17 protein-coding genes are annotated in these 13655 nt (G+C 68.2%); 6 read left to right on the forward strand and 11 right to left on the reverse strand.

The features are described from left to right. The first annotated feature begins 38 nt into the window (after positions 1 to 38). Positions 39 to 1088, forward strand: coding sequence for a substrate-binding domain-containing protein (locus tag ACZY1G_RS15915; RefSeq protein ID WP_463812798.1), 1050 nt, complete (start codon positions 39 to 41; stop codon positions 1086 to 1088). A 52-nt stretch (positions 1089 to 1140) separates the two neighbouring features. Here the strand turns inward: ACZY1G_RS15915 and ACZY1G_RS15920 are convergent, their stop codons facing one another. From ACZY1G_RS15920 to ACZY1G_RS15955, 8 genes are all read right to left on the reverse strand, one after another. Beyond that, entirely contained in the window at positions 1141 to 1806 is a 666-nt protein-coding gene (locus ACZY1G_RS15920) for a class II aldolase/adducin family protein (protein ID WP_463822912.1), read from the reverse strand. Further along, on the reverse strand, positions 1803 to 2840 hold the full coding sequence (locus ACZY1G_RS15925; protein ID WP_463812800.1) for a zinc-dependent alcohol dehydrogenase: 1038 nt from the start codon (positions 2838 to 2840) through the stop codon (positions 1803 to 1805). The genes ACZY1G_RS15920 and ACZY1G_RS15925 overlap by 4 nt, the downstream gene beginning before the upstream one ends. Then, complete coding sequence (locus ACZY1G_RS15930) at positions 2837 to 4375, reverse strand: xylulokinase (RefSeq protein WP_463822913.1); 1539 nt, start codon at positions 4373 to 4375, stop codon at positions 2837 to 2839. The genes ACZY1G_RS15925 and ACZY1G_RS15930 overlap by 4 nt, the downstream gene beginning before the upstream one ends. Beyond that, positions 4372 to 5181 (reverse strand): DeoR/GlpR family DNA-binding transcription regulator, encoded by an 810-nt coding sequence (locus ACZY1G_RS15935; protein WP_463822914.1) that lies wholly within the window; start codon positions 5179 to 5181, stop codon positions 4372 to 4374. Before ACZY1G_RS15935 ends, ACZY1G_RS15930 begins: the two co-directional genes overlap by 4 nt. An 80-nt stretch (positions 5182 to 5261) precedes the next feature. Next, complete coding sequence (locus ACZY1G_RS15940; protein WP_463812803.1) at positions 5262 to 5714, reverse strand: hypothetical protein; 453 nt, start codon at positions 5712 to 5714, stop codon at positions 5262 to 5264. Positions 5715 to 5762: 48 nt separating this feature from the next. After that, on the reverse strand, positions 5763 to 6479 hold the full coding sequence (locus ACZY1G_RS15945) for an NUDIX hydrolase (protein ID WP_463812804.1): 717 nt from the start codon (positions 6477 to 6479) through the stop codon (positions 5763 to 5765). Positions 6480 to 6500: 21 nt separating this feature from the next. Then, the gene (locus ACZY1G_RS15950) at positions 6501 to 7739 is read right to left on the reverse strand and encodes a KasA/KasB family beta-ketoacyl-ACP synthase (RefSeq protein ID WP_463812805.1); all 1239 of its coding nucleotides are present in this window, start codon (positions 7737 to 7739) and stop codon (positions 6501 to 6503) included. 165 nt (positions 7740 to 7904) lie between these two features. Continuing rightward, positions 7905 to 8897 (reverse strand): ferritin-like domain-containing protein, encoded by a 993-nt coding sequence (locus ACZY1G_RS15955; RefSeq protein WP_463822915.1) that lies wholly within the window; start codon positions 8895 to 8897, stop codon positions 7905 to 7907. A gap of 208 nt (positions 8898 to 9105) precedes the next feature. On the opposite strand from ACZY1G_RS15955, the gene ACZY1G_RS15960 reads away from it, so the two are divergent. Then, complete coding sequence (locus ACZY1G_RS15960; protein WP_463822916.1) at positions 9106 to 10116, forward strand: iron-containing redox enzyme family protein; 1011 nt, start codon at positions 9106 to 9108, stop codon at positions 10114 to 10116. Here the strand turns inward: ACZY1G_RS15960 and ACZY1G_RS15965 are convergent. After that, a complete protein-coding gene (locus tag ACZY1G_RS15965) occupies positions 10093 to 10323 on the reverse strand; it encodes a CDGSH iron-sulfur domain-containing protein (protein ID WP_463812809.1) in 231 nt (76 codons plus the stop codon). The two genes, ACZY1G_RS15960 and ACZY1G_RS15965, sit on opposite strands and share 24 nt — an antisense overlap. Further along, on the reverse strand, positions 10320 to 11006 hold the full coding sequence (locus ACZY1G_RS15970; protein ID WP_463812810.1) for a HemK2/MTQ2 family protein methyltransferase: 687 nt from the start codon (positions 11004 to 11006) through the stop codon (positions 10320 to 10322). The genes ACZY1G_RS15965 and ACZY1G_RS15970 overlap by 4 nt, the downstream gene beginning before the upstream one ends. 167 nt (positions 11007 to 11173) lie before the next feature. Between ACZY1G_RS15970 and ACZY1G_RS15975 the strand changes: the two genes are divergently transcribed. Next, complete coding sequence (locus ACZY1G_RS15975) at positions 11174 to 11428, forward strand: hypothetical protein (protein WP_143815934.1); 255 nt, start codon at positions 11174 to 11176, stop codon at positions 11426 to 11428. Between the two features lie 4 nt (positions 11429 to 11432). Here ACZY1G_RS15975 and ACZY1G_RS15980 read toward each other — a convergent pair whose 3' ends face one another. Continuing rightward, positions 11433 to 12146 carry a cutinase family protein gene (locus ACZY1G_RS15980; protein ID WP_463812811.1) on the reverse strand — a complete coding sequence of 238 codons (714 nt, stop codon included), beginning with the start codon at positions 12144 to 12146 and terminating at the stop codon, positions 11433 to 11435. Between the two features lie 120 nt (positions 12147 to 12266). On the opposite strand from ACZY1G_RS15980, the gene ACZY1G_RS15985 reads away from it, so the two are divergent. The 3 genes from ACZY1G_RS15985 to ACZY1G_RS15995 all read left to right on the forward strand — a co-directional run bounded on the left by ACZY1G_RS15985 (position 12267) and on the right by ACZY1G_RS15995 (position 13640). Next, positions 12267 to 12563 (forward strand): hypothetical protein, encoded by a 297-nt coding sequence (locus ACZY1G_RS15985; RefSeq protein ID WP_463812812.1) that lies wholly within the window; start codon positions 12267 to 12269, stop codon positions 12561 to 12563. A 66-nt stretch (positions 12564 to 12629) separates the two neighbouring features. Further along, a complete protein-coding gene (locus tag ACZY1G_RS15990; protein WP_463812813.1) occupies positions 12630 to 13187 on the forward strand; it encodes a type 1 glutamine amidotransferase domain-containing protein in 558 nt (185 codons plus the stop codon). Positions 13188 to 13253: 66 nt separating this feature from the next. Then, the gene (locus ACZY1G_RS15995; protein WP_463812814.1) at positions 13254 to 13640 is read left to right on the forward strand and encodes a nuclear transport factor 2 family protein; all 387 of its coding nucleotides are present in this window, start codon (positions 13254 to 13256) and stop codon (positions 13638 to 13640) included. Positions 13641 to 13655 lie beyond the last annotated feature (15 nt).

The following is a 13655-nucleotide window of genomic DNA, read 5'->3' on the forward strand; positions in this document are numbered from 1 at the left end:
ACGCTGGCAATTCCGACAACGAAAGATAGAGAGAACCCATGAGATTGCTCACCAAGATCGCGGCGATGGCCTCGGTGGGTGTCGTCGGCACTGCGCTGACCGCCTGCGGCGCCGGAGACACCACGTCCAACGCCGACACCAAGCGCATCGGCGTCACGGTGTACGACATGAGCTCGTTCATCACCGCGGGCAAAGAGGGCATGGAGGCCTACGCCAAGGACAACAACATCGAATTGGTCTGGAACTCGGCCAATCTCGACGTGTCCACGCAGGCCAGCCAGATCGATTCGATGGTCAATCAGGGTGTCGATGCGATCATCGTGGTCCCCATCCAGGCGGATTCGCTCGGCCCGCAGGTCGCCAGCGCCAAGGCCAAGGGCATCCCGCTCGTGGCGGTCAACGCGGCGCTGAACAACCCGGATGTCGCCGGCAGCGTGCAGCCCGACGACGTCAAGGCCGGTGAGCAGGAAATGCAGATGATGGCCGACCGCCTCGGCGGCAAGGGCAACATCGTGATCCTGCAGGGCCCGCTGGGGCAGTCCGGCGAACTGGACCGCACCAAGGGCATCAACAACGTGCTGGCCAAGTACCCGGACATCAAGGTGCTGGCCAAGGACACGGCCAACTGGAAGCGCGACGAGGCCGTCAACAAGATGAAGAACTGGATCTCCGGCTTCGGCCCGCAGATCAACGCCGTGGTCTCCGAGAACGACGACATGGGCCTCGGCGCCCTGCAGGCGCTCAAGGAGTCCGGCCGCACCGACGTCCCGATCGTCGGCATCGACGGCATCGAGGACGGCCTCAACGCCGTCAAGAGCGGTGAGTTCATCGGCACCTCGCTGCAGAACGGCACCGTGGAACTCTCCGCCGGACTGGCCGTGGCCAACGCGCTGGCCAAGAAGGAAGAGGTCAACACCAAGCCTGTGTACGTGATGCCCGCCATCACCAAGGACAACGTCGACGTCGCGATCGAGCACGTAGTGACCGACCGGCAGAAGTTCCTCGACGGGCTCTCGGAGCTGACCGCTTCGAACCTCAAGACCGGCGACATCGCCTACGAGGGAATCCCGGGCCAGAAGCAGCCCTGACGCACTACAACGAGCAGGGGCCGGTCGCACCATGCGACCGGCCCCTGTTTCGTCAGCGTGTTCCGGACGCCTGCTGCCCGTAACCGGACAGCAGCCTGCCCACCTCGGCGATCTCGCCGTCGTCGAGTACCCGCACCCGCGCCCCCGTGGCCATCGCCCGCAGCTGCACGTCGCACACGTACTCGAGGTAGGGCACCAGGTTCAGCACCTTGGGTAGAGCTGCACCGGCCAGCACCGCGCCGTGGTTGCCCATCAGCGCCGCGGTGCGGTCGCGCAGGGCGGCGGTGACGTTGTCGGCCAGCCGCTGCGTACCGAAGGTGGCGTACGGAGCGACGCGTACAGGGCCGCCGAACAGCGCCGAATAGTAGTGCGACGCAGGGACTTCGTCGACGACCGTGGACAGCGCCGTCGATGCGGGCGCGTGGGTGTGCACGACGGCTGTGTGCGCCGACGAACGATAGACCGCCAGATGCAGAGCAAGCTCACTGGACGGCGCGAGGACCGCGTCGACGACGTTGCCGTCCAGGTCGTGGATGCCGACGTCGCGCGCCGACATCGCCTCGTAGTCGACACCACTGGGTGAGATGACGATGACGTCGTCGACCCGGATCGACACGTTGCCGGCCGTGCCGACCACCAGGCCCGAGCGGCTGAGGAACTGGCAGGCGTCGACGACCTGCTGCCGCTGCTCTTCGAATCGAATGGGTCGAGGTCTCATGGTTCGAGGATGTATTTCGATCCGCGGCCGGCGGCCATATCCTCCAGGCTGGGCACCAGCTCCGAGAGCGGCCGACGTTCGGTCACCAGCATCGAGCCGTCCACCTTGCGGCTGGACAGCAGTTCGACAGCGGTGCGCACGTAGTTGGGGGTGTGGTGGAAGACGCCCTTGAGGGTGTACTCCTCGTAGTGCATGGCGCTGGAGTCTACGGAAAACGCTGCGCCTGCCGGTGTTCCACCGAACAGCACGGCCGTCGCGCCGGGCCGCAGCGTGCGTACGGTCTGCTCCCACACCTGCGGCAGCCCGACCGCCTCGATCCCCACGTCAGCGCCTCGACCGTGGGGCGTGTGCCGTTTGATCAGCGCGACCCGATCGTCGAAATCCGACACCTCGGACAGATCGATGGTGTCGACGGCGCCGGCCCGCACCGCCTGCTGCAGACGCCACGGCGACTGGTCGACCGAGATCACGTTGGCGCCCCGCAGGGTCGCCAGCCGCACGAACATCAGGCCGATCGGCCCCGCCCCGTGCACCACGACGGTGTCGCCGAGTTCGATTCCCGTCTCGGCCATTCCGTGCACCACCGTGGCCAGCGGCTCCAGCGGCGCCGCGTCGGCGAAGTCGAGGTCGTCGGGCAGCGTGTAGGTGTTCCTGGCCACGATCGCCGCAGGGATCACCACTTCTTCAGCGAAGGCGCCGTTGAGGAATTCGAGGTTCTCGCAGAGGCTTTCGCGATGGCGGATACACGCCCAGCAGTACCCGCACGGCACCGTGTTGGCGGCGGTGACACGGTCGCCGACGGTGAAGCGCTCGACTCCGTCGCCGACGGCGGTCACCACACCGGCGAACTCGTGGCCGAACCGCGACGGTAGGGTGGGGAACAGCTTGGGGTGGCCGCGCCGGTAGGACTTGAGGTCGGTACCGCAGGTGGCGGCGGCGCGGACCTCGACGAGGATCTCCCCCGGCGCGGGCTCGGTCGAGCCGATGTCCTCCAGCCGTAGTTCGCCGGGACCGTAGAACATGGCGGCTCTCACGGTGGATTCTCCTTCGCTGCAGGTGTTTCGGGGGCTATTTCGTGCAGGGTGTGCAAGAGCTCGCGGGTCTGCGCGTAGACCCGCGAGTAGAGCGAACGCAGGTGCCGGTAGGCGGCGGCCGCGTCCGGGCGGGGGACGACGACGGCGTCGGTGGTGCTGACCGCCGCGGCGGCCGCGGGTAGCGAGTCGTACGCCCCGACCGCGGTCAGCGCGATCGCCGCCGCACCGAGCGCACTCACCTCACCGGACGCGCACACCTGCAGCGGTCGGTCGAAGACGTCGGCCAGTATCTGGGTCCACAGCGCGCTGCGGGCGCCTCCGCCGGTGGCGCGGATGACCTCGACCCGCTCGCCGCGCGCAGCTTCGAGCCCGTCGAGCTGCAGTCGGAGCTCGAGTGCGATGCCCTCCAACAGGGACCGGTAGAAGTGCGCACGGGTGTGACATCCCTGCCACCCCAACGTCACTCCCGAGGCCTGCCCGTCCCAGTGCGGCGTCTGCGCGCCGTTCCAATAGGGCAGTGTCATCAGCCGCTCGCTGCCGATCGGCAGCGCCGCGGCCGCGCTCTCCAGCGCCGGATCCGGCGCGCCCGCCAAGCCGGGATCGCCGAACTCGCGGCGGAACCACGTCGACAGGTACGTACCCGACGAGCTGAACGTCTCCACGGTGGACTGCCCCGGCATGGCCGAAATCATCGACCGGTAGGCCCGTGCCGGAACATAGGACATCGTCTCGCTGCCGATCACCACCGCCGTCCCGAGAACCAGGTAGGCCGCGCCCGGATCCGTCACGCCCAGGCCGATTCCGCCGGCCTGGCCGTCGCCGGTTCCGGCGATGACCGCGACGTCGTGGCCCACGCCCCATGCGTCGGCGATCTCCGGGCGCAGTGCCGCGACTGCGGTTCCGCTTGTGACGAGCTCGGGCAGCTGGTCACGACGCAGCCCGGCGAGATCGAGCAGCTCGTCACTGTAATCACCTGTGCTCTGGTCGATCACGGCCAGCGGATCGACCGATGCGGTGCTCGACACCCACCGACCGGTCATGGTGTGCACCAGGTAGGTGTGCACGTCGGCGACGCGGTGGCAGCGCGCCATGGTGTCGGGTTCGTGATCGCGCAGCCACAGCAGCTTGTAGAGCCCGGGGGTGATGTCGGCGGGCTTGCCCGACAGCAGTTCCACGCGTTCGGTGCCGTAGGTGCGGACCTCCGCCTCGGCTCGCCCGTCGAGCCACAGGATCGCCGGCCGTAGTGGCGTTCCGCCCTCGTCGAGGCAGACGAAACTCTCGCGCTGATGGGTCACGCACACCGCAGCGACGACGCTGCGCTCGGAAATATCCTGCAGTGCAGCATGAATCGCGGCATTGGTGGCGGCCCACCACTGGGTGGCGTCCTGTTCGAACCAGTGCGGGACGGGGCTTCGGGTGTCCAGTTCCTGGCTGCCGGCGCCCACGACCCGGCCCGTCGCATCGACGACGATCGCCTTCGCGGCGGTGGTCGAGCAGTCGACCGCGATGACCAACGGGGCCGCCGGTGCGCTCACCCGCGGACCTCCTCGTTGGCCACCAGAACGTTGACACCGGCGTCGTCGAGTCGGCGGTGCTCCTCGGGATCGATCCCCGCGTCGACCACGACGACGTCGAAGTCCGTCAGATCGCAGATCCGGTGGATCGCACGGCGGGCGAGCTTGGAGTGGTCGATCAGCAGCACGCGCAGCTCGGCGCTGTCCATGAAGGCGCGCTTGAGTTGTGCTGCGGCACTGGAGGGATGGAAGCACTTGCCGCGGGAGAGCGCGGGCACCGACATGAACAGGACGTCACAGTGCACGTCATTGAGCGCGCCGGTGGCCTGCGGGCCGAGGAACGAGCAGAACTCGGGGACGAAGTCACCGCCGATCGCGTTCAGGCGTACCCGCGGCTCCGCCGAGAGATCGTTGATCGCCGGCAGGAAGTTGGTGATCACGGTCAGCGGCAGGTGCGACGTGAGCAGTGGCACCACGTGCAGCGCGGTGGTGCTGTCGTCGAGGGCAACCGCAGTCATGTCGATGCGATCGGCGGCCCACGCGACGCCGGCCCGGGCGACGGCCTGTTTCTCGGTGAGGTTGAGCATGCGGCGCAGCTCGATGTTGCGTTCGAACGCCTCGCTGGGGGGCGCCTCGGCTCCGGAGCGGACCTTGCGCACCATGCCCGCCTGGTGGAGGTGGTCGAGATCGCGGTGGATGGTCATGGTGCTGACGCCGAACTGGTGGGCCAGCTCGTCGATCCGCGCGGCGCCCCTGTCGCGGATGAATTGCGCTATCTCGGCGCGCCGGGAGGAGTTACCGCTGGCGCGCAGAGGCGGGATGGACATCGCCGCGCCTCCTTGCACGCCAAGACTTCACACCGAATGTCACAAAACTAACAATCGAGGTGTGAACTTTGCAAGAGTCGTCAGTGCGGCAGGTGGTAGTCCATCGGCTGACCCGACCCGTCCGTTGCGCCTCTGTCAACGATCGCGGTGGCCACCGGTACTCCGTCACGGACAACAGCGACCACGACGACGTGCTCGCTCGGGTGGAACCCCGTCGCACCCGAGCGGTGAACCTGCGTGGTGTCGGGCGTGATGGCGAATGTGGTGGACCGTCCGGCGGCGTCGGCCATGGTCAACGACGTCGATGACACCGCGGTGACCCACCCGGTGTGCTGAATGTCCTGGGCTGCGGCCGCGACCGGTTGCGGTACGTGAGGCGCAGACACCGTCATCGTCCGGGTGCCGTCGGGACTCGCGACGGCGAGCAACCAGCCCGACACACCCGCGGCGACCATCAGCGACGCCCAACCCCACCGCGGGCCGGCGTGCGCCGGCGAGAGGCGGTGTCTGCCATGCAGGTGCGTCGTGGCCATCGAGCTCCGACTACCCGGCCCGGTGCAGGCAGAAACACCGGCCGCCGGTCACCGCCAGGCGAACACCGGCTGTTCGAGCTGATCAACCGGGTCGCCGCACCCCTCCAGCCCCAGCCACCGCAACTGCAGCAGCACTGCGCCGGTCGGAGCATGAATCAGGTCGTTGCCCAACGGAATCTGCACGACGGGCCGGGGGCTCTCCGGGATCGTGATGAATCGCGGCGAGTCGTCCCGCAGCAGTTGGTGCAGTCCGACGCGGTACACCGCGACCACCTCGTCAGGCGACGGCTGCAGATCGAGCCGGCCACCGCCCCACATCACCACTGGGGTGATGACGTACCCCGAGCGCGTCGGATAGTCGTCGAGCAGTCCGAGTACGGCCGTCTCGGGCAGCGCCACGCCGACCTCCTCGTCGAGTTCACGCAACGCAGCGTCGACGGCGTCCTCCCCCGGGTCCAGCCGGCCGCCGGGCAGCGCCCACTGGGCGGCGTGCGTGGAAAGTCGAGATGCTCTGCGGCACAACAGGAAAGACGCACCACCGGAGACGTCGACCATGCGGCCGTCCAGATTTTCGGGCATCGGTCTGCCGGCGATCCAGTCGTCCACCGGAGCCGGATCCACCCGGTCCTCCCCGACCACGGAGTCGACCAGAACCACGGCGACCGCCGCGCGGCGCTTTCCGGGATCCGAGACGGTGCGCCGCTGATGCGCGGCCAGGTTGTCCCTGATGCGGTCCCGCAGTGCGTCGTCGTAGACCAGGGTCACCGCTCGACAGTAACGCCGGAGCTACCGTCCGAAGACCAGTGCCACGTTGTGGCCGCCGAATCCCAGCGTGTTGGAGATCGCGAAGCGGTAGTCGCCGGACCGCCGTTCACCGGCGACGACGTCCAACTCGATGTCGGGATCGGGAGTGCCGTAGTTCAGGGTCGGCGCCATCACCCCGTCGCGCAGCGACTGCACGGTCAGCGCGGCTGCCACCGCACCCGAAGCTCCCATCGCATGCCCGAGCGCGGCTTTCGGGGCGGTCACGGCAGGCCGGTGAGTCCCCAGCACGGCGTGCAACGCGCGGGCTTCGGCGAGATCGCCGATCCGCGTGCCCGCCGCGTGGGCGATCACGGCATCCACGTCGCCCGGGTCCACGCCCGCGAGCTGCAACGCCCGGCTCAGCGCTGCGGCGGCCAGCTCCCCGTCGGGCTCAGGCTCGATCAGGTCGTAGGTGTCCGACGTGGTGCCCACGCCGAGCAGCCGACCCAGGATGGTCGCGCCACGCGCCCTGGCGTGCTCCTCTGTCTCGAGCAGCAGCAGTGCGCCGCCCTCACCGAACACCATGCCGTCGCGATTCCTGTCGAACGGACGGCATGCGCCGACCGGGTCGTCGTTGTGGTGGGACAGCAGCCCCATGTTGTCGAAGGCGGCGATCGGCACCGGCTCGATCCGCGACTCGACGCCACCGCAGATCGCGACGTCGGCCTCACCGAGCGTGATCAACCGCCACGCCTCGGCGATCGCTGCCGAACCGGAGGCGTCGCCGCTGGTCGGCGCGATGACCCCGGCCTTGGCCTGCCTGTCCAGCCCGACGGCGGCCGCCGGGGCGTTGGGCATGTGCATCTGCACGGCCAGCGGCGAGACCGCACGCATACCGCGAACCTTGAACTCGTCCCACGCGGTCCACAGATCCTGAGTGGACCCGTAGGCGTGGCTCACCGAGACCAGCAGCCGGCGGGTGTCGACCTCGGGTGCACCGGCGGCCGTCCACAACCGCCGGTTGAGCACCAGAGCCATCTTCTGCATGTACGAAAGGCGCCGGACTTCCACCCGGCTGAGCTGGGAGTCGAAGTCCTCCCGGACCAATCCGCCGATGGTCACCGGCACCGGCAGATCATCGGGCAGGCGCTCGTCGATGGAACCTATGCCGCTCTTGCCGTTGAGAAGCGCGGCCCACGATTCCTCGGCGTCGGCGGCCAGCGCCGTCGTCGCCGCCAGCGCTGTCACCACGACGGCCGGCCGGTCAGCTGTGGCTGTCATCTCGTCCGATTCCCCTCGACCCGTCGGAAACTCACAAATAATTCTCTAACGAGACGTGCAGGCGCCGTCAAGGCAGTCTGTGTCAGAACGCTTCCGGCGCCGGTCAGAGACCACCGGCGCGGAACCCTAAAAGGGTCCGCGCCGGCGGCATCTGTGTCCGGTGGATCAGTTGATGCCGACCACTTCCTGCGCAATTGCGGCCAACCGGGTCTGCGCCGCAGAAACCACCCGCTGGCGGTTCTTGTGCGCTTCCTCGTATGCCACGATCACGCTGATGTCGGAGGCCTCGGTCAGCTCCTTGACCGCGGCAATCGCGTCGGTCTGGTTCAGCTCGTGATACCCGGCGATCGGCAGCTCGTCACTGTCCAGCACTCCGGCCGCGCCGCGCGCCGCGTGGATGACGTCGGCGACTTCGTCGGCCCCCTGCTCGCGGGTGATGCGCTCGGCGGCTTCCAGAGCCGAGTTGCGCGCCCCGGCCAGCGCCTTCGCGGCGATCTCACCGCTGCGGGCGCCACGGTCGACGAGGTCACCGACAGCCGGCCGCACCGAACGCACCGCTTCCACGGCACGGTCTGCGCGCTCCACCGACCACGTGAACGGCAGGTTCAGGAGCTTGACGGTCAGACCCGCCGCGGCCTGCAACGGGGTGCGCCGCAGCGCCGCCGGACCGCCGAGCGCGTCCTCGGCGAGCACGGTGGTCAGCCAGTCGACGGTCGCCGAGTGCGCTGTGATGAGCCGGTCGGCGAGGTCCTGCACGTCCTTCTCCTTGGCGGCGACAGCCAGGGCCTTGACGTAGCGCGAACGGTCCAGCAGCTGGTCCTCGAGAGCGAGGTCACCCAGCAGCGCCTCGTCGAAGGGCTCGGCCTGCTCGGTGAGGGCCTTGACGGCGGCCGCGGCACGTCCCAGAAACGGCCCGATGACGTCGGGAAATCCGCCGAGGTCGCGGATCGTCGTCTCGATCTGCTCGGCACGCGCACGCCCGTTCTCCGCGTTCTGCGTCAGTTCCTGACGGACGGCATCGGTGCGGGCCTGGGCTATGCGGGTCTCGGCGACCTGAATCTCGGTGTTGGTCAGGTCGAGAATGGTGCGCAGCTGCGCGATCAGCGTGGCCTTCGTGGCTTCAATGGTGATGGACTCGGTGGTGGCTGTGGTGGCCATGTGTGGTACTCACCCCTTCGGGAGTTGGCTCGTGCTTCGGTCTCTGGCACTTGTGTGCGCCTGACGAAGGGCTACCCACCGACCGGGGGGCCTGAAGCTCAGGTCTCGAAATGTGAAAAAGGCAGCATCTACGTGTGATCAAGCCCCCTGTGTGGGTACGGGGGCGGTCCCGTTTGGCGGGATCTGGGCGGGGTATCTCGCAGCCGTGATGCCGACGATGGTTGAACCCGTGCTCCCCGAACCCCGCGGTCCGATCTCGCTGTCCGTGGTCGAGCTGCTGGCCGAGCGGGCACCGCTGCGCTACCTCACGAAAGTCGAGACGTCGCTGGCCGACGCCGATCCCGCCGGGATCGATCTGCAGCTGGCGCTCTACCTCTGCTACGAACTGCACTACCGCGGGTTCGCGGGCGTCGACGCCGGCTGGGAGTGGAATCCCGGACTGCTCTACCTGCGGGGCCGTCTGGAGGATCTCTTCCTCGAGGACGTCAGGCGCGGAGTCGGGGCGATCGATCCCGGAACCAGTGCGCTCGACGAGCTGGACGCACTTTGCCTCGAGCCCGTCGGTGGCACCGGCCCGTCCTACTACCTGCGCGACAGCGGTACGTGGGACCAGATGCGCGAGTACTTCGCCCACCGTTCGCTGTACCACCTCAAAGAAGGCGATCCGCACGCGTGGGCAATCCCCCGCCTGACGGGACAAGCCAAGGCGTCGTTCGTCGCAGTCGAGTTCGACGAGTTCGGTGCAGGCAAGGGCGCCAGGCTGCACCAGCAGCTGTTCGCCGATCTGATGGCGGCGGCCGGGCTGGACACCGCGTACCTCGGCTACCTCGCCGACGTTCCGGCGCACTCGTTGGCCGTGGTGAACCTGATGTCCCTTTTCGGACTGCACCGCCGGTGGCGTGGCGCCGCAGTCGGCCACTTCGCGGCGACCGAGGTGACCTCACCGCCCGGGTCCAAGCGCATGGTGGCGGCACTGGAGCGTATGGGCGCGCCGGACGAATGTGCGGCCTTCTATCGGGAACACGTCGAGGCGGACGCGGTACACGAGCAGGTCGTGCGCACCGACGTGGTGGGCGACCTGGTGGCCCGTGAACCCGAACTGGACGCCGACGTGGTGTTCGGTATCCGGGCGTTCGACCTCATCGAGGGTCGGCTGGCCGATCACCTCATGCAGAGCTGGGTTGCGGGGCGCAGCTCACTCCGACGCGCTCTGGACTGACTCCGCTTCTGCAGTCGACCGCTGCCGGCGGCGGTGGCTGGTGTCGCACAGCGGATAGGTCTTGGAGCGCCGGCACGCGCAGATCGCCACCATGAACCTGTCCGATTCCACGACTGACCCGTCCGGAAGTTCGACCCGCACAGGACCTTCCACCATCACCGGACCGCCGGGCACGACCCGGACGGTACGCGGGGGCTCGTCGCTCACGGTGCGTCCGCGCGGATGACCAGAATGCGTTCCATCGCACAACCTTGAGGCAAGAGCCCCGCGCTCATCAACCAGTCGGCCCGGGCCGTCATCACCGGTCCGAACGGAATGAATTGCTGGGCAACGATGTCCGCGGTCATGCCCTGACTGCGCAGCGCGTCGATCGTGCGCTCGGCATTCGAGCATTCCGAATGCACGATCAGCATCGTGCCGCCCTCGGCGAGCAGAAGCGGCGCGGCGGCGCACATCGGGTCGAGCACGAGGCGACCGTCGGCGCCGGCGTTCCACGCCTGGGCCGGTCCTGCGCCCACCGGTATCTCGTCGGTGTCGTCGACGGGTGCCTGCGGGACGTAGGGCGGATTGGCCAGCACCACGTCGAAAGGGCCGAATTCGGTTGCACGCGCCCAGGACCCGCGATGTACGGACACGTTCGCCCCTGCGGCGCGTGCGGCACGGCGCGCATGAGAGACGGCCGCGGGAGAGATGTCGAATGCTGCTACCTCGGCGGCGCCGGCCTGCGCAGCGGCCAACGCCACCACTCCGCTGCCGGTACACAGATCGGCCACTCTGGCTCCGGGAGCGAGGCCGGCGGCGACCATCGCCCCGATCAGCAGCTGCGAATCTTCCTGCGGCGGATAGACTCCGACCGGAGTGATACCGAAATCGGTGTATGCGGTGGTCACGTGGCCTCCTCGCCGACGATGACAATGACGATCCCGACGCCGGGTGGCATCGCTCCCGACTGATGCCCCCTCTGCGACCGGCCAAACCCCTGTTTGTCCCACCACGCTGCGGGAAACCGTTGCGGTGCTGCGAGTACCAGCGGCAACCATGACAGAGAGGGCTCACTGTGACCATTTGCGCGACGTGCGGCAACGACTACGACAAGGCTTTCACGGTGACCTGGCCGGACGGCCGGTCCGCGACGTTCGACAGCGTCGAGTGTGCGGCAATGCAACTCGCGCCGGAATGCGGACACTGCGGGTGTCGCATCCTCGGCCACGGCATCGAAACCGACGAAGGCATGTTCTGCTGCGCGCATTGCGCTCGCAAGGACACCAATGCCGACGTCAACGACCGCTACCCCGTGCCCGCCGGGGCGTGAGCCTCTAGAGTCGGCCGACGGCGTAGGCCGCACCCTCGTTGACCATCCCGTTGACCGGGTACAGGGCGTGCGCCACGGTCGGGCCGCCATCAGGGGCGCCCGAGCAGATCGTGTCGCCCTGCGCGCACAACTGAAGGGTCTTGTCCGCGTAGCGCGGCCCGATCGTGATGGCCGGTGCGCCGTAGCGCTGCAGGAAGGGCTCCGACGGTGTCCCGAACAGCACGACGGCGGCGACGTGATCGGCCACCTCCGGCGCCATCGGACGGGGGGCGATCGCGGCGGGCACCATTGCGGGAACAACGTCGGACGTGGCAAAGCCCGACACCAGCGCACCCTGTGAGTAGCCACCGAGCACCATCCGGGTGTTCGGGCAGTTCGCCGCCATCGCCTGCACGTGGTCGGCCTCGTCCCGAATGCCGTCGATGACGGTCTGCGCGATCTCGGTGCGAGCGTCGAAGTTGTTGGACGCGGCGTAGTTCACCGCGTACACGCCGACGGTCCGAGGTGCCGCCTGCGCACGCACCGCATCCACGAAGGCCTGCCCGACACCGCCGACGCCCGGTTGCTCACCGGTTCCACGGGCGAACACCACCTCGACATCCGGACATCCTTGGGCAGTTGCGGTCGGGGCGGCGACAGCGCCGGCCGACACCGTGGCGGCTCCGGCGATCAGCGTTGCGGCGACTCTGGCCAAGGGGCTTCGGGTCCTGGATGGCATAGGGAGGCTTCCTCTCTCGGGCTGACGCGCGGAGAACGGCGCCGAATTTTCAGTACCCGCCCGTTTGCTGGTCAAACGATCGAATGGTGACCAAACGATGGCGTCGGTTACGGTCGACGCATGTCTGACGCCGACTCCTCGACACCCCCGGCCGACCCCACCTCTGACGATCCCATCGACGACGTCGCACCCGGTGACATCATCACGGCTGATCGCGGCGACGGGGCACGGCCGTACAAGGTGGTTCACATGACGGCCACCGACGGTGGCTACCTCGTGACGCTCGAAGACGACGGCGACGGCGAGACGTTCCAGCAGCAGTTCGCTGCAGGAACGCGCGTGACGCGGTCGCTGGAGTCCAAGTGGGAGTCAGCGCAGAGCCCTACCCCGCACACCGGCGGCACCGATACGGCGTGAGCGCCCGCGGGATTCGATCGTCGGGTTGCGGGTAACCGGCCGCACAGCCGACGAAAGGATGCCGCCATGCCGAACGAACTGCACGGACGCAAGATCGCGTTCCTGGCCACCGACGGGGTGGAGAAGGTCGAACTCGAGCAACCGCGCGCCGCGGTGACCGACGCGGGCGGGCACGCTGAACTGCTCTCGATCAGCGACGGTGAGATCGAGGCACGTGACCACGATCTCGAACCGGCGGGCACCTTTTCGGTCGACCGCATCGTGGGTGACGCACGGGTGGACGAGTACGACGCCCTCGTCATCCCCGGCGGCACCGTCAACGGCGACAAGTTGCGCCTCGAGGACGCTGCCGTCTCGTTCGTCGCGGACTTCGTCCGTTCGGGAAAGCCGGTGGCTGCGATCTGTCACGCCCCGTGGGTGCTCCTCGAGGCCGGTGTCATCGGCGGTCGCACGGTCACGTCGTACCCCAGCCTGCGGACCGATCTGCGCAACGCCGGTGCGACGGTCGTCGACCAGGAGGTGTGCATCGACGGCAACCTGATCACCAGCCGCTCGCCCGACGATCTCCCGGCCTTCTGTCAGGCCATCACCGATCGGTTCGCCGAGACGCCTGCGCACACCTGATCTGTCGAAACAGTGACCGGTCACGGTCGAGCGTGTGGGCGTGATGACGGCGGGTAGGCGACGGGAATGCATGAGCTGACACGACGTTTCACCGACGCACTCGGCCGCCTCCACGAGAGCCGTGATGTGGAGCCGTTGGTCGAACTGTTCGCCGACGACGCCACCCTCACCAAGGCGGGGCTGCCCCAGGGACAGCACGGCCGAGATGGTGCGCGCACCTTCTGGACGCAGTACCGCGACGTCTTCGACGACCTGACGTCCGATTTCTCGCACATCGTCACCGACGACGGCATCGCCTATCTGGAGTGGAGCTCGACGGGCAGGCTGCGCGACGGCACCGACTTCCGCTACGACGGGATGAGTGTGCTGGAGGGCGACGACGAGACGATCACCGCGTTCCGCACGTACTACGACACGGCGGCGTTCCTGCACGCGGAGAAGAGCGGCCGCTGAGCTCTACAGTGGCGC

It is taken from the genome of Mycobacterium sp. IDUB_5, from assembly GCF_055419565.1.